At 68.5% G+C, this 14118-nt stretch carries 15 protein-coding genes; 3 read left to right on the top strand and 12 right to left on the bottom strand.

Going from position 1 to position 14118, the window contains the following annotated elements:
* Positions 1-688, bottom strand: a 688-nt coding sequence (locus QAA18_RS06240) for a ComEC/Rec2 family competence protein (protein WP_279411958.1), incomplete at its 3' end; no start/stop codon positions are given.
* 125 nt (positions 689-813) lie between these two features.
* Between QAA18_RS06240 and QAA18_RS06235 the strand changes: the two genes are divergently transcribed.
* A complete protein-coding gene (locus QAA18_RS06235) occupies positions 814-1236 on the top strand; it encodes a DUF3574 domain-containing protein (RefSeq protein WP_279411956.1) in 423 nt (140 codons plus the stop codon).
* Positions 1237-1298: 62 nt separating this feature from the next.
* Here the strand turns inward: QAA18_RS06235 and lolD are convergent, their stop codons facing one another.
* Together lolD and QAA18_RS06225 are read right to left on the bottom strand one after the other, a co-directional pair.
* Positions 1299-1994: a lipoprotein-releasing ABC transporter ATP-binding protein LolD gene (lolD, locus tag QAA18_RS06230; RefSeq protein ID WP_279411955.1), complete on the bottom strand. Its 696-nt coding sequence runs from the start codon at positions 1992-1994 to the stop codon at positions 1299-1301.
* Complete coding sequence (locus QAA18_RS06225; protein ID WP_279411954.1) at positions 1987-3228, bottom strand: lipoprotein-releasing ABC transporter permease subunit; 1242 nt, start codon at positions 3226-3228, stop codon at positions 1987-1989. Before QAA18_RS06225 ends, lolD begins: the two co-directional genes overlap by 8 nt.
* A gap of 127 nt (positions 3229-3355) precedes the next feature.
* On the opposite strand from QAA18_RS06225, the gene QAA18_RS06220 reads away from it, so the two are divergent.
* Complete coding sequence (locus QAA18_RS06220) at positions 3356-3490, top strand: hypothetical protein (protein WP_279411953.1); 135 nt, start codon at positions 3356-3358, stop codon at positions 3488-3490.
* A 417-nt stretch (positions 3491-3907) separates the two neighbouring features.
* Here the strand turns inward: QAA18_RS06220 and QAA18_RS06215 are convergent, their stop codons facing one another.
* From QAA18_RS06215 to QAA18_RS06190, 6 genes are read right to left on the bottom strand one after another with little or no spacing between them, the layout of a single operon-like run.
* Positions 3908-4105 carry a succinate dehydrogenase assembly factor 2 gene (locus tag QAA18_RS06215; protein ID WP_279411962.1) on the bottom strand — a complete coding sequence of 66 codons (198 nt, stop codon included), beginning with the start codon at positions 4103-4105 and terminating at the stop codon, positions 3908-3910.
* Between the two features lie 34 nt (positions 4106-4139).
* The gene (locus QAA18_RS06210) at positions 4140-4928 is read right to left on the bottom strand and encodes a succinate dehydrogenase iron-sulfur subunit (protein ID WP_279411952.1); all 789 of its coding nucleotides are present in this window, start codon (positions 4926-4928) and stop codon (positions 4140-4142) included.
* A gap of 45 nt (positions 4929-4973) precedes the next feature.
* The gene (gene sdhA, locus QAA18_RS06205; protein ID WP_279411951.1) at positions 4974-6779 is read right to left on the bottom strand and encodes a succinate dehydrogenase flavoprotein subunit; all 1806 of its coding nucleotides are present in this window, start codon (positions 6777-6779) and stop codon (positions 4974-4976) included.
* 7 nt (positions 6780-6786) lie between these two features.
* A complete protein-coding gene (gene sdhD, locus QAA18_RS06200) occupies positions 6787-7230 on the bottom strand; it encodes a succinate dehydrogenase, hydrophobic membrane anchor protein (RefSeq protein ID WP_279411949.1) in 444 nt (147 codons plus the stop codon).
* Positions 7227-7616 (bottom strand): succinate dehydrogenase, cytochrome b556 subunit, encoded by a 390-nt coding sequence (sdhC, locus tag QAA18_RS06195; RefSeq protein ID WP_279411948.1) that lies wholly within the window; start codon positions 7614-7616, stop codon positions 7227-7229. Before sdhC ends, sdhD begins: the two co-directional genes overlap by 4 nt.
* Positions 7617-7627: 11 nt before the next feature.
* The gene (locus QAA18_RS06190) at positions 7628-7783 is read right to left on the bottom strand and encodes a DUF1674 domain-containing protein (protein WP_279411946.1); all 156 of its coding nucleotides are present in this window, start codon (positions 7781-7783) and stop codon (positions 7628-7630) included.
* Positions 7784-7823: 40 nt separating this feature from the next.
* On the opposite strand from QAA18_RS06190, the gene QAA18_RS06185 reads away from it, so the two are divergent.
* Complete coding sequence (locus QAA18_RS06185) at positions 7824-8600, top strand: folate-binding protein (protein WP_279411944.1); 777 nt, start codon at positions 7824-7826, stop codon at positions 8598-8600.
* A 62-nt stretch (positions 8601-8662) separates the two neighbouring features.
* Here QAA18_RS06185 and QAA18_RS06180 read toward each other — a convergent pair whose 3' ends face one another.
* The 3 genes from QAA18_RS06180 to QAA18_RS06170 are packed head-to-tail and all read right to left on the bottom strand — an operon-like array spanning position 8663 to position 14116.
* Complete coding sequence (locus QAA18_RS06180; RefSeq protein ID WP_279411943.1) at positions 8663-10939, bottom strand: thiamine pyrophosphate-dependent enzyme; 2277 nt, start codon at positions 10937-10939, stop codon at positions 8663-8665.
* 28 nt (positions 10940-10967) lie between these two features.
* A complete protein-coding gene (locus QAA18_RS06175) occupies positions 10968-13580 on the bottom strand; it encodes a DUF3857 domain-containing protein (RefSeq protein ID WP_279411941.1) in 2613 nt (870 codons plus the stop codon).
* Positions 13571-14116, bottom strand: coding sequence for a GNAT family N-acetyltransferase (locus QAA18_RS06170; RefSeq protein ID WP_279411940.1), 546 nt, complete (start codon positions 14114-14116; stop codon positions 13571-13573). The genes QAA18_RS06175 and QAA18_RS06170 overlap by 10 nt, the downstream gene beginning before the upstream one ends.
* Between the last annotated feature and the right edge of the window lie 2 nt (positions 14117-14118).

Genomic DNA, 14118 nt, shown 5'->3' with positions numbered 1-14118 from the left:
TGGTCCAGTCGGCTTCCTGCAGCCCGCGCGTGTCGCCCAGTGCGAGTGCGCGCACGAACCGCGACGATGGCGACGGCACGGACGCTTCGATGCGCGCGGCCATGCGTCCACGCCAGGCGTCGATGCCGCGGGCCGGCGCCGACTCGCGTGCCAGTTCCGGATCGCGCACGTAGCCGGTGGCCGCGATGCGCGCGGCCAGCGCACGCTTCTCCGCGTCGATGGAGCCGGGATTGCGCAGGCCGCGCGGTGCGCGGACGCGCAGGTGCAGCTCCCACCGCGACCCGGCCCGCAGGAGCGCGCCTTGCGCGCGGTCGCCGCGGTCGCCGCGATCGGCATACCAGGACAACTGCAGCAACCTGCCGCGCAACGCGGCCTCCTGCGACCCGTCGTCGTCCACCCGGAAGCGGAAGCGCGTCCGTCCCGGTTCGTGCAACGGCAGGTCGACCACGGTGCCGCTGGCCATGACGTCCGCGCGTTCGAGCGCCACCGGCAGGCGCAGCGACATCGCCGCACCGGCATGCAGGGACGCGAGCGCGAAGCCGCACAGCAGGGCGCCGGCAAACCGCGGCAGCCCGCTGCGCCACCAGAGCACCAGACCGGCGACAAGCACGAGCCATGCGGCGGCGACAGGCGGCAAGGCCGGCAGCCGCAGGCACCCGGCAACACCGGCCAATAGGGCCGCGGCCACCGCCAGTCCGAACGGAGCGACATGGACTCGCGGAAGCCTTGCAGTGCGCATGGCCCAGCGTCGGCCTGGCTGCGTGCAGCCGCCATCGGCGCACTGCCGTCGGCGGCGTCGGTATAGTCCGATCCATGCCGTCCCGCCATCCGTACGCCGCCGCCCTCGCCTGCGCCATGGTCCTCGCGGCCGCCGGCTGCACGACAACCGCCACCGCAGTCGCACCTGCATGCGATTCCGGACGCAACGCGGCGCTCGACGAACGCCTCTACTTCGGCACGCAGCGCCCGGGTGGCGTGGTCAGCGACGAGGAATGGCACCGCTTCGTCGACGAGGTGGTCGTTCCCGCCCTGCCCGACGGCTTCACCACCTGGCCGGCGCAGGGTGCCTGGCGCGGCACAGCCGGCAACACCATCCGCGAAGCCAGCCACGTGCTCGCCGTGGTGCGCCCGGCAGGTGCTGCGGGCGACGCCGCGGTCGACTCCATCATCGCCGCCTACAAGACCCGCTTCGCCCAGGAAGCCGTGCTCCGCACCACCACCCCCACCTGCCAATAGAAAAAGGGGACGGAGGTAATTAAGCGCGCGCGCTTAATTACCTCCGTCCCCTTTTTTTCTTTTCAGAGCTGGCGGAGCTTGCCTTCGTGGAGCTCCATGACGCGGTCGAGCTTGCGCGCGAGGCTGCGGTCGTGGGTGACCAGGACCAGGCTGGTGCGGTGGGCGCGGTTGAGTTCCAGCATCTGTCCGAACACGTTGGCCGCGGTCTTCTCGTCGAGGTTGCCGGTGGGCTCGTCGCCCATCACGCAGGCCGGCTTGTTGACCAGGGCGCGCGCCACCGCGGTGCGCTGGCGCTCGCCGCCCGACAGCTCGCCCGGCTTGTGTCCCAGGCGATGGCCCAGGCCGACCGACTCCAGCAACTCCCGGGCTCGCGCGGCCGCTTCCGGCACCTGCGTGCCACCGAGCAGTACCGGCAGCATCACGTTCTCCAGCGCGGTGAACTCGGGCAGCAGGTGGTGGAACTGGTAGACGAAGCCGAGCGCTCGGTTGCGCAACTTGCCGCGCGCCGCGTCCGAGAGCGCGCTCATCTTCTGCCCGGCAACGTAGACCTCGCCCGCCGTCGGCGTATCGAGCCCGCCCAGCAAGTGCAGCAACGTGCTCTTGCCCGCGCCCGACGCGCCCAGGATCGCCACGGTTTCGCCTGCATGCACTTCGATGTCCAGCCCATCGAACACCGGCGTGCGCAAGGACCCCTCGGCGTAGGTCTTTGCCAAGCCCGTTGCCCGGAGAACGCTCTCCGGCTGCCGTTCTTCATTCATACCGCAATGCCTCTGCCGGCGGCGTTCGCGCTGCGCGCCACGCCGGATAGATGGTGGCTGCGAACGCCATCGCCAGCGATACCGAGGCGATGGCAACGATGTCCGCCACGCGCAACTCGGTGGGGAGCCCGGTGATGTAGTAGACGTCCTCCGGCAACAGCACCACACCGGTGACCCGCTCGATCAGCTGCAGCAGCGTTTCCAGGTTCAGGGTCAGCACGATCCCGCTGGCGACGCCGATCGCAGTTCCGATGAGCCCGATCACGCTGCCCTGCACCACGAAGACCTGCATGACGCCACCCGGGCTCAGGCCCAGGGTGCGCAGGATCGCGATGTCGGCCTGCTTGTCGGTGACCAGCATCACCTGCGAACTGACGAGGTTGAACGCGCCCATGGCAATGATCAGCGACAGCAGGATAGCCATCACCGTCTTTTCCATCCGCAACGCACGGAACATGTTGGCATTGTCCCGGGTCCAGTCGCTGACCCGGTACGGCCCCTCCAGGCGCAGCGCCAGGTCGCGTGCCACATCGAAAGCCTGGTCCATGTCGTGCATGCGCAGGCGCACGCCGGTGACGCCGTCGCCCATCCGCGTCACGCGCTGGATGTCCTCCATGGCGACCACCGCCATGCCCTTGTCGTATTCCTGGTAGCCGGCTTCGAAAATTCCGCTCACGGTGAAGCGCTTGAGTTGGGGGATGCCCCCCATCGGCGTGGACTGGAACGAGGTGGTGACCACGACCTTGTCGCCCACTCCTACGCCCAGCCATGTCGCCAGTTCGATGCCGAGCACGATGTTGTAGCTGCCCGGAGTGAGCTGGTCGAGTCGACCCTGCACCATCTTCTGCGCGAATACCGAAACTTCCGCCTCGTCCTTCGGCACCACGCCGCGAACGATTGCCGGCTGGCGACGCGCACCCTGCAACAACGCCTCGGTTTCGATGTAAGGGGCAGCGCCGGCGACGCGCGGATCCTGGCGGGCGATGGCGACCGCGTGCTGCCAGTTCTCCATGGCCGCACCGTCGGCCGTGACGGTGGCGTGCGCGGCCATCTCCAGCATCCGGTCGCGGATCTCGCGTTGAAAGCCGGTCATCACTGCCAGTGTGGTGATCAACGCGGCCACACCCAGCGCGATCCCGAGGATCGATGCGAGCGAGATGAAGGAAATGAAGCCGTTACGGCGCTTTGCGCGCAGGTAACGCAAGCCGATGGCCAGGGGGACGAACTTCAGCATGGGTGAATGATGACAGAATTGGTCACCCCCGCCGATAGCCATGCCCTCTGCTGGTAGCCTCCCCACCGACGGAATGCTTCCGTCCCGGCCCCGGAGACGGGCCGGCTATACGTTCAAGGAGAGTCGTGTGCGAGAGCTGACGAATATCGAGGCGGAAACCGTCAACGGCGGCGTGCTGGCATTGCTGGTGGTCGGGGCTGCGCTGTTGCTGAGCGGGTGCGCCCACATGCCGGTCCGCCCGGATCCGCCGCCGGAGGAGTAACCGGTCCGGTAGCCGCGTTAGCTGGTTGCCTCCAGCTGGTCCGCCAGGGCTGGCTGGAGGCAATACAAGCGCAGGCGCCGGCGCGCATCGGCAGGCAAGGTATCCGGCCACCAGGCCAATCTCCCTTCCCTCCCGTGGCGATCGCACCAATGCAGTACGGCCAACGGCCCCCTCCAGGTGATCCTGGTCCGGGCAGTCGTCCTTCCATCGAGCTTGGTGCCGAACGGTGGAGTGCCGAACTCGAAGACATGGGCCGGACGACGTCGCTCGCACCACGCCGACCAGAGGCCCCAGGCACCGGCCAGCACCGCGAGCGGCCAGGCGGCCAGCCGCGGCATCTCGCTTTGCACCACGCACAACGGAGCCAGCGTCGCCAGCAGGATCAGCGCGCCGGTCGCCCAGCGCGAAGGGCGCCACTCAAGGCGGCAGGGTGCGGATGTGCTGGACGAGCGTGTCGAGCTCGGCATCGGGCGCGGTCTCGTGGCCGAGGAACCAGCGCCATAGCCTGTCGTCTTCGGTGTCCAGCAACCGTAGGAAAACCGCGCGCCCGGCTTCGGAAGCCGTCGGCCATTCGCGATCCAGGAAGCGCAGCAGCAGGACGTCGAGTTCCTGCATGCCGCGGCGGCAGCGCCAACGGAGCTTCCGGTCGTCAGCCACGGCGCTCGAGCATGAGCTGCTTGATGCTGGCGATCGCCTTGGCCGGGTTCAGGCCCTTCGGGCAGGTGCGCGTGCAGTTCATGATCGTGTGGCAGCGGTACAACTTGAACGGGTCTTCCAGGTCGTCCAGGCGCGCACCGGTGTCCTCGTCGCGCGAGTCGACGATCCAGCGGTAGGCCTGCAGCAGGATCGCCGGGCCCAGGTACTTCTCGCCGTTCCACCAGTAGCTCGGGCAGGCGGTGGAACAGCAGGCGCACAGGATGCACTCGTACAGGCCGTCGAGTTTCGCGCGGTCTTCCTTGGACTGCAGCCGCTCGCGGTCCGGCGGCGGCGAGCTCTGGGTGCGGATCCAGGGCTTGATCGACGCGTACTGCGCATAGAAATGGGTCAGGTCCGGCACCAGGTCCTTGACCACCGGCATGTGCGGCAGCGGATAGATCGGCACTTCGCCCTTGCCGCTGCAATCGGAGATCGCCTTGGTGCAGGCCAGGGTGTTGGTGCCGTCGATGTTCATCGCGCACGAGCCGCAGATGCCTTCGCGGCAGGAGCGGCGGAAGGTGAGCGTGGGGTCGATCTCGTTCTTGATCTTGATCAGCGCGTCCAGGACCATCGGGCCGCACTTGTCCAGGTCGACCTCGTAGGTGTCGACCGTGGGATTGCGCCCGTCGTCCGGGCTCCAGCGATAGACCTTGAAGCTGCGCGTGCGCGTGGCGCCGGCGGCCGCGGGAAACTTGCGGCCCGGCTGGATCTTCGAGTTCCTGGGAAGCGTGAATTCGGCCATTCGAATATTTCCTGTAGGAGCGGCGGAAGCCGCGATCCCGAAACCTCAATAAACCCGAGCCTTCGGCGGCACCATCTCGACCTCGTCGTCGAGCGTGTACAGGTGCACCGGGCGGTAATCGATGCTGGTGCTGCCGTCCTCGGAGACGGTGCACAGGCTGTGCTTCATCCACTCGTCGTCGTTGCGGTCCGGGAAGTCCTCGCGGGCGTGGGCCCCACGCGATTCCTTGCGGTTCTCCGCCGAGACGATCGTGGCCAGGGCCTGGCCCAGCAGGTTCTGCAGTTCCAGCGTTTCGACCAGGTCCGAGTTCCACACCAGCGAGCGGTCGCTGACGCGCACGTCGGCGAAGGACTGGTGGATCTCGTGGATCTTGCGCACGCCGTCGGCCAGGGTCTCCTGGGTGCGGAACACCGCGGCGTCGGCCTGCATGGTGCGCTGCATGCGGTCGCGGATGACCGCGGTCGGCGTGCCGCCGTTGGCGTTGCGCACCTTGTCGAGGTTCGCCAGCGCCCGGTCGCAGGCGTCGCTGGCCAGCCGGCCGTGCGGCTGCGAGGGCTTGATGGTCTCGGCGGCACGGTTGGCCACCGCGCGGCCGAACACGACCAGGTCGAGCAGCGAGTTGGAACCCAGGCGGTTGGCGCCATGCACCGACACGCAGGCCGCCTCGCCGATCGCGTACAGGCCCGGCACCACCGCGTCCGGATCGCCGTTGCGCGGCTGCACCACTTCGCCGTGGTAGTTGGTCGGGATGCCGCCCATGTTGTAGTGCACGGTCGGGATCACCGGGATCGGCTGCTTCTCCACGTCGACGCCGGCGAAGATGCGCGCGCTCTCGGCGATGCCGGGGAGCTTTTCGTGGATGTCGGCCGGGTTGAGGTGGGTCAGGTCGAGGAAAATGTGGTCCTTGTGCTCGCCGACGCCGCGGCCCTCGCGGATCTCGATGGTCATCGAGCGCGACACCACGTCGCGCGAGGCCAGGTCCTTGGCGTTGGGCGCGTAGCGCTCCATGAAGCGCTCGCCGCTGGCATTGCGCAGGATGCCGCCTTCGCCGCGAACGCCCTCGGTGATCAGGCAGCCTGCGCCGTAGATGCCGGTCGGGTGGAACTGCACGAACTCCATGTCCTGCAGGCCCAGGCCGGCGCGCAGCGCCATGCCGCCGCCGTCGCCGGTGCAGGTGTGCGCCGAGGTGCAGCTGAAGTAGGCGCGGCCGTAGCCGCCGGTGGCCAGCACCGTGCCGTGGGCACGGAACAGGTGCAGCGTGCCCTCGCTCATGTCCAGCGCCAGCACGCCCTTGCACGCGCCGTGCTCGTCCATGATCAGGTCGAGCGCGAAGTACTCGATGAAGAATTCCGCATTGTGGGCCAGCGACTGCTGGTACAGCGTGTGCAGGATCGCGTGGCCGGTGCGGTCGGCCGCGGCGCAGGTGCGCTGGGCGATGCCCTTGCCGTACTCGGTGGTCATGCCGCCGAAGGGACGCTGGTAAATCCTGCCGTCCTCGGTGCGCGAGAACGGCACGCCCTGGTGCTCGAGCTCGATGATCGCGGGGATCGCCTCGCGGCACATGTACTCGATCGCGTCCTGGTCGCCCAGCCAGTCCGACCCCTTGATGGTGTCGTAGAAGTGGTAGCGCCAGTCGTCCGGGCCCATGTTGCCGAGCGCGGCGGAGATGCCGCCCTGCGCGGCGACCGTGTGCGAACGGGTCGGGAACACCTTGGTGATGCACGCGGTCTTCAGGCCCTTGTGGGCCAGGCCGAACGTGGCACGCAACCCGGCGCCGCCGGCGCCGACGACGATCATGTCGTACTTGTGTTCGGTGATCTTGTATGCGGGATTGACGGAAGATGCAGTCATGTCGGCCTCAGGGGGTGCCCGCGGCGACGACCATGGCGACATGGCCGAGCGCGAAGAGACAGGCGAGCGCGCCCGCGAAGCAGGCGAACAGGTTGAGCAGCTGGAGTGCGATCTCGGCCCAGCGGGTGTGCACGTAGTCCTCGATCACGACCTGCACGCCGAGTTTGGCGTGCCAGAACATGGCGATCACCAGCGCCGCCATCGGAATCGCGTTCCAGGGCCTGGCGATGGTGGTGCGCACGGTGTCCAGGTCCGCGCCGACCAGCGACACCAGCAGCCCGATCAGCCAGGCGACCAGCAGCGCCAGTGCAACGGCGGTCACCCGCTGCCACCAGAAATGGCCGGTACCGGTCTTGCCCGAACCGATGTGGCGCGCCTTCTTCAGCGGCGTGCGGAATTCGTCGCCGCTGCGGTGCCGGTGCGGATCGCCGGCGGTGCCGATGTTGCTCATGCGCGCGCTCCCATGGCGAAGAACCAGATCGCGGCGGTCAGTACCACCGTCAGCACGGCCACGGTCCAGCCGGTGGCGTAGAACTCGGGGATCTCGAAGCCGAAGCCGGCATCCCACAGCAGATGGCGGATGCCGTTGAGCAGGTGGTAGACCAGCGCAAGGCTGAAACCGAACAGCGCGAGCTGGCCGAAAGGCGATGCCAGGCAGGCGGCGACGGTTTCGTAGTGTTCGCCGCCGGCCGCGATCGCGAGCAACCACCAGGCCAGGCCCAGCGCACCGGCGACCAGGATCATGCCGCTGACACGATGCAGGATCGACATCGTCATGGTGATCTGCCACTTGTACACCTGCAGATGCGGTGACAGTGGGCGTTCGCGGGTCGCCATCGGGAGGTCCTCTAGAAGTCGATGCAGCGGCCGTTCTTTTCCCAGTCGCCGTATCGCACCGGATCGAGGCCTTCGCGCCCGCCGATTTCGGGCGGCGCGACGGGAGCCTCGGGCGCCGGTTCTGGCGCTGGCTCGGGAACGTGCCTGTTCGTGGATTCGCCTATCATCTTGGGCTTCACAACCGCCCAAGTTTAAGTCTTCACGCCGATGCCGGACAAGCTGCAGCCCTGGTTCGCCCTCCCCGGACACGCCGTCGTGACCCTGGAAGGCCGCGATGCGCTTGCCTTTGCGCACGCGCAGTTCATGAACGACTCGCGCCCGCTGGCCGATGGTCAGTGGCAGTGGAGTGGCTGGCTGAGCCCGAAGGGACGCGTGCTTGCGCTGTTCGTGTTCCTGCGCCGCGGCCCGGAATGCGCCTGGCTGGTGCTGCCCGACGCCGACGCGCAAGGCTTTGCCGACGCGCTGAAGCGCTTCGTTTTCCGCAGCAAGGTGGCGATTGACGTGCGCGACGACCTGCACGTGTCGGGTTGTTTCGGCGATATCGGCGCTTGTGGGAGCGGCGGAAGCCGCGAAGCCTTGATCCCCTTCGCGGCTTCCGCCGCTCCTACGGACATGCGAATGATTCGCATTTCAGAAGAGCCGGGCGTTCCCGACGACGACGCCGTCGCCCGCTGGACCATCGCCGACCTGCGCGCCGGCATTCCGCGCCTGCCCGCTTCCCAGCACGACAAGTGGACGCCGCAGCAACTTTCGCTGGACCGCCTGGACGCGTACAGCGTCAAGAAGGGCTGCTACCCGGGCCAGGAGATCGTCGCCCGCACCCATTTCCTGGGCAAGGCCAAGCGCGGCCTGGTCGTGTTCACCACGACGACGGACGTCGCGCCGGGCGATCCGATGCCCGAAACCGATGGCAACGGCGAAATCGTCGCCGTCGCCACCCTGCCCGACGGCACACGCCTGGCCCAGGCCATCGCGACGCTGTAAAAAAAAGGGGACGGAGGTAATTAAGCGTTCCGCTTAATTACCTCCGTCCCCTTTTTTTCTTCTCAGAGGCCGTCGGTGGCGGCGACGATTTCCTCTTCCGACGGAATCACCAGGAACGCCGCGCCAGCCAGCGGCGTGAACGTGTCGGCACCCACCACGCGCCGGAACGGACGCGCCGCGTAACCGCCTTCGGTGATGGCAGTGATGATGCCCTCGCCCACGCCGGCGCTGCGGCGACCCTCGTCGACGATCAGGATGCGCTTCGCGCTGGCCGCCTGTTCGCGGATGAACGCCTCGTTCAACGGCACCAGCCAGCGCAGGTCGACCACGCGCACCTTCCACTTGTGCTTCTGCTCGATGGTTCGCGCCGCGCGCAGGCTCATCGGCACGCCGTTGCCGAAGGTGAAGATCACCAGGTCGTCGTCGCCCTTGCCGCGCTTGCCCGACGGATACACCCTGCCCTCGCCCAGCGGCATGGCCTGGTCCGGCGTCGGGTATTCGGTGAGCCAGCCGCCGTCGCCCGCCTCGTACAGGTCCTTGGTCATGTACAGCGCGATCGGTTCGAGGAACGCGCACACGCGGCCGTCGACCTTCGCCAGTGCGGCCAGCGTGCGCAGCATCATCGCCGCATCGTCGCCGCGCGAAGGACAGCCCACGACCAGGCCGGGGATGTCGCGCAGCGCGGTGATCGAATTGTCGTTGTGGAAGTGGCCGCCGAAACCGCGCTGGTAACCCAGCGACGCGACGCGCACCACCATCGGGTTGCGGTACTGGTCGTTGCTGAAGAACTGAAGGCTGGCCGCCTCGCCGCGGATCTGGTCCAGGGCGTTGTGCAGGTAGGCCAGGTACTGGATCTCCGGCAGCGGCAGCATGCCCATGTTGGCGAAACCCTGGGCCAGGCCAAGGATCACCGTTTCGTCGAGCAGCGTGTTGAACACGCGACGCGGGCCGAACGCCTTCTGCAGGCCCTTGGTGACCGTGTACACGCCGCCCTTCTGCGCGACGTCCTCGCCGAACAGCAAGCTCTCCGGATACTTGGCGAACAGGTCGTGCAGGGCCTGGTTGATCTGGACCGCCAGATGCCTGGGCGCCTGCTTCTCCGGCAGCTTCGCTTCGCCGCCGAACGCCTCGATCCGCGCCTCGGGCGACGGCGCGCGTTCGGCTTCGGCCTTGACCGCATCGGGCGTATACGGGGCCAGCGGCGCCATCACCTCCTGCAGGGACGACAGTCGCGGGCGGCGATCGGCGTCCTCGGCGGCGGCGAAGCACTTCTTCCGGGTGTCCTCGTACAGCGCGAGGATCTCGTCCTTCGACATCAGGCCCGACTCGAGCGCGATGGCGGCGCTGCGCAGCAGCGGATCGGTCGCCTCGACCGCGCACAGTTCCTCGATCGAACGCCACTCGATCTCGAAGTCGGTACCGGCGTGGCCCATGATCCGGGTCGTGCGCAGGTGCAGGAAGGTCGGGCGGCGGGTGTTGCGGCAGTGCTCGACGGCGCGCTGCACGTCGCCGTAGCCGTTGGCCAGGTCCAGGCCGTCGGCCTGGAAGTAGTCCAGGTCCGCGCGGTCGCGGAAGTTGCGCGCAACCCAGCCGTCGGGCGTTTTCACCGAAATGCCGATGCCGTTGTCCTCACACACGAACAGCACCGGCGCCGGCAGCTTCTGGTACGCCGTCCAGGCAGCGGCATTGAACGCGGTCTGCGCCGTGGCGTGGTTGCTCGAGGCGTCGCCGAACGAACAGATGGCGATGCTGTCGTCGGGGATCGGCAGGGCGTGGCCGACGCGCCGCGCCTGCTCGATCGCGATCGCGGTGCCGAAGGCCTTGGGCAGGTGCGAGGCGATGGTCGACGTCTGCGGCAGCACCCACAACGGCTTCGAACCCCAGACCTTGTGGCGCCCGCCCGACGCAGGGTCTTCCTTCGACGCGGCGAACGACAGCGCCGAATCCATCACCGGGTCCATGCCCGGCAGCTTGCGGAAGCGTTCGGCCATGAAGCCGCCGGAGCGGTAATGCAGGAACGCCGGATCGGTGTGCCGGGTGAGCCGGGCGACCATGGCGTTGCCTTCGTGGCCGCTGGAACCGATGGTGTAGAAGACCTTGTTCTGTACCCGCAACACGCGCGCCATCAGGTCCAGGTGGCGGCTGACGAGCTGCGATTCGAACAATTCGCGGAATCCGCGCGCATCCAGCGCGCTGCCCGGCAGCACCGCCGCGTCGGCGCGCGGTGCCGCGCCGGTTTCGCCGTTCCAGTCGCGCACGTACTCCTGGAAATTGACGTCGCAGATCTCGGCCCGGTTCAGGCCCCTCATGCGCGCGGGAATGGGTTTTACAGCGGACATTGCAGTCGATCCTCGGGACGAATTCGGTTCAAGGGCGGGCCAGCAGCGCGATGGAGCCTACGATCAGGAGCGCGGCCAGGAGCATGATGCCCCAGGCGCCGACGACGCGGCCGCGGCTGGTGCCGGCGGCGACCGCATGCGCGTTGGCCATCGCCACCAGCGCCCAGATCGAGCCGACCACGACCAGCAGCCCGGCAGCGACGGTGCGGAACACGGCCTCCATCGCCGGCTCCCCGTCACGCAGGAGGCTCACGTCGCCGCCGACGGCGACCAGCGACAACGCGATGAACAACACCGTCGGCGGACCCCAGGCCCAGGCGGTCGAGGCAAGCAAGGGGTCGAAGTCCGCGCGCACGCGCAGCGCGCGCAAGGCCCAGCCGAAGATCGCCGTGTAGATCACCGTGCGCAGCGCCAGCATGCCGCCGGCGCCGAGCGCGACGCCGGCCGCCATGCCCAGCCCCTTGTCGGTGAACGGAGGCACCCGGGTGAAGATCGCTTCCATTACCGCGGCCACGACGATCAGCAGCCACATGCGCTCGGACGGCGGTGGCGACGCGAGCAGGCGCGCCATCGTCCGGCGCGGCATGAACAGCATGCCGGCCATGGCGTTGCGTTCGCGCAGCAGCCAGGCCGCGACGAGCAGGATCGGCACCAGCGACAACGCCAGCAGCGGCCACAGCCATGCCTTCGGCGCGAACATCCCCGGCGGGAACGCAGCGCCGCCCAGGTCGACGTTGTACTGCAGCAGGTCGCGCACCTTTTCCAGGTCGCGGGCGACGTCGGCCACGTCCGCGGCCGCGACCTCGTCGGCAGTGCGCCGCCATTGCGCGTCGATGACCAGCATGCCGTCCTCGACGCTCACGTCGCGGCGGAAACTGAAGTAGTCGTTGCTGACCTCGTGGTGTTCGCTCTCGATCGTCCAGCCCTTGTCGTAACTGGTACGGACCGAATGGCTGGCCAGGCGCGGGCCGCCGATCGCCACGGGCGCCTTGCGCGCGCCGTCGTCCAGCTTGGGCAGGTAGTCGAGCAGCTGGAACAGGATGATCCCGAACACGCTGCCTTCGTCGGTCTTCCAGCCAAGCTCGTAGCGCTCGCGGGTGCGGTAGGCGTTTTCGGCCTCCAGCGATTCGATGCTCGGGTCGCCCTTGCTGTCGATGCCGTCGTAATAGCCGCGCATATAGGCCAGGTAACGACGGCCGAATTCGGCGTCGCCTTCGTCGGCGAAGCTGTTGCGCAGGTTGCGGCCGCGCGCGCCGCGATAGTCGGTGACGACCACGAAGTCGGCCGAATATCCATCGGGCCGGTCCTGCAGGTCGATGCGCTCGCCGACCACCACCTCGGGCTCGGCGGGCATCGGGTACGGGATCTGCACCAGCTGCCTGCAGTCGGCGCACACCGGCAGCCCGAGCCCGAACGGCAGTGGCGAGCGCGACGCGAGCGGACCGGTCTCGCGGTTGCGGGTGGCATCGATCCAGTAGGTCTTGCCATCGACGAGCGCGCGCGCCACGACATGGTCGAAGGCATACGCGCTCGGCAGGCGCTCGGCGATGCGCGCGCCGGCGCCGGTATTGACCAGCACGGGCTCGGCGCGGATGCCGGCTTCGTGCAGCAGCGCGATCAGCAGCTGGGTCTTGTCCTTGCAGTCGCCGAAACGGCGGGCGATCGTGGTTTCCGGCCGGTAGGGCGCGTGCGAGTTCTCGCCCATGTCCAGCGCGGTGTAGCGGATCTGCCCCTGGACGAAGGCGATGGCACGCTGCATCACGGCCAGCTTGTCCGCGTCGTCGAGCCGCAGCTCGCGCACCAGCGCATCGGCGACCGCGCGGTCGGTGAACCCGGCCGGGTACAGCGGCAGCGCCCACGCGACGATGTCGGACCAGGCGTCGGCCGTGCCCAGTTCGATCCGGCCGAAACTGTCGTAACCGGAAGGCTCGCCTTCCTCGGCGCGGGTCCGCGGCACGTCGCGGGCGCTGATGTCGACGAAGCGCGCGTCGGCGCCGAGCGCGCCGCTGTCGACTTCGAACGCATCGCGCGTCACCTTCCAGTACAACGGCGTGTCGGCCGGATGGATCGCGCGCACCCGGCGCAGGCCCACCGGATCGCTGTAGGTGGCCGTGTAGTAGTCGTACCAGGCATCGCCGAACACCGGATTGGTGCCCTCGATGCTGTAGGTGTACTCGATCCGGTCCCCGACCTTGAGGTCGGGAATGGTGACGTCGAGGGTATGCAGGCCGTCGAGGATGCCCGACTCCAGGTCGTCCTCGCGACGCAGCTCCTGCACCTGCACCGCATCGCGCCGCTCGTGCACTACCCCGTCGCGCCACACCTGCACCGCATGCAGCGCCACCGACTGGTAGTCGGGCTGGTAGTTGATGCTGAAGCGTCCGGCCCCGGCGAGGCCGCGCTCGGCGCCGACCACGTAGCTCACGCGCCGGTACCAGGCTGGGCGCCGCCCGGTCAGGTTGACCTGGTCGACGACCAGCAGGTAGCGGGTGTCGTCCGCGCCGGGCGGCACCGAGCCGGGGTCCGGTGCCTGGTCGACGCGGACCCAGGTCGGCTCGGGGGCCAGGGTGTAGCCGGCACTGGCGACCGCGGGAAGCAGCATGGCCGCGAGCACGACGGCCATCCGCAGGATCAGGCGCATGCCGTCGCCCCGGCGCGCCGCGCGCGCCATTCGGCCCGGGTCTGGCCCCAGATGTCGGTCGGGCAGTCTTCGTAGGGCGCCGGCATCCGGCCGGGCCCCTGGTTGCGCGAGCCCAGGCGCGTGGCCACGCGTTGCGAGGCGGCGTTGTCCGGATCGATGCAGTGGATCACCGCGTCCCAGCCGAGTACGTCGAAGGCATAGTCCATCGCGGCGGTCGCCGCTTCGGTCGCGTAACCCTTGCCCCAGGCGTCGGGATGGAAGGTCCAGCCCACTTCGTTGCCGGGCCAGCCCTCCGGGCGCCACGGGCCGCATTGCCCGACCCACAGGCCGCTGGCCTTCTCGACCACCGAGAACATGGCAAAGCCCTGCAGCGCCCAGGCGCCGGGCATCTGCAGGAAGCGGCGCCAGGCGGCCGCGCGCGAAACGTGACCGCCGATGTAGCGGGCGGCCGCTTCGTTGCCGAGGGTCTCGGCGTAACGATCGAAGTCCGTCGCCTGCGGCAGGCGCAGGACCAGGCGCTCAGTTTCCAGTTCCACGG

Origin of the sequence: Luteimonas sp. 8-5 (assembly GCF_029763755.1) — a bacterium.
In the GTDB taxonomy this organism is placed as follows: domain Bacteria; phylum Pseudomonadota; class Gammaproteobacteria; order Xanthomonadales; family Xanthomonadaceae; genus Cognatiluteimonas.
Note: the sequence above shows the minus strand (reverse complement) of the source record. Positions and strands in the feature narration are given on the sequence as shown.

What these genes read in the sequence shown, in the direction of transcription:
- QAA18_RS06215 (WP_279411962.1), bottom strand. Translation starts at nt 4,105, where the DNA reads ATGCAGGAACTCGACGTCCTGCTGCTGCGCTTCCTGGATCGCGAATGG.
- QAA18_RS06190 (WP_279411946.1), bottom strand. Translation starts at nt 7,783, where the DNA reads ATGATAGGCGAATCCACGAACAGGCACGTTCCCGAGCCAGCGCCAGAA.
- sdhA (WP_279411951.1), bottom strand. Translation starts at nt 6,779, where the DNA reads ATGACTGCATCTTCCGTCAATCCCGCATACAAGATCACCGAACACAAG.
- sdhC (WP_279411948.1), bottom strand. Translation starts at nt 7,616, where the DNA reads ATGGCGACCCGCGAACGCCCACTGTCACCGCATCTGCAGGTGTACAAG.
- QAA18_RS06175 (WP_279411941.1), bottom strand. Translation starts at nt 13,580, where the DNA reads ATGCGCCTGATCCTGCGGATGGCCGTCGTGCTCGCGGCCATGCTGCTT.
- QAA18_RS06235 (WP_279411956.1), top strand. Translation starts at nt 814, where the DNA reads ATGCCGTCCCGCCATCCGTACGCCGCCGCCCTCGCCTGCGCCATGGTC.
- QAA18_RS06180 (WP_279411943.1), bottom strand. Translation starts at nt 10,939, where the DNA reads ATGTCCGCTGTAAAACCCATTCCCGCGCGCATGAGGGGCCTGAACCGG.
- QAA18_RS06185 (WP_279411944.1), top strand. Translation starts at nt 7,824, where the DNA reads ATGCCGGACAAGCTGCAGCCCTGGTTCGCCCTCCCCGGACACGCCGTC.
- lolD (WP_279411955.1), bottom strand. Translation starts at nt 1,994, where the DNA reads ATGAATGAAGAACGGCAGCCGGAGAGCGTTCTCCGGGCAACGGGCTTG.
- sdhD (WP_279411949.1), bottom strand. Translation starts at nt 7,230, where the DNA reads ATGAGCAACATCGGCACCGCCGGCGATCCGCACCGGCACCGCAGCGGC.
- QAA18_RS06210 (WP_279411952.1), bottom strand. Translation starts at nt 4,928, where the DNA reads ATGGCCGAATTCACGCTTCCCAGGAACTCGAAGATCCAGCCGGGCCGC.
- QAA18_RS06225 (WP_279411954.1), bottom strand. Translation starts at nt 3,228, where the DNA reads ATGCTGAAGTTCGTCCCCCTGGCCATCGGCTTGCGTTACCTGCGCGCA.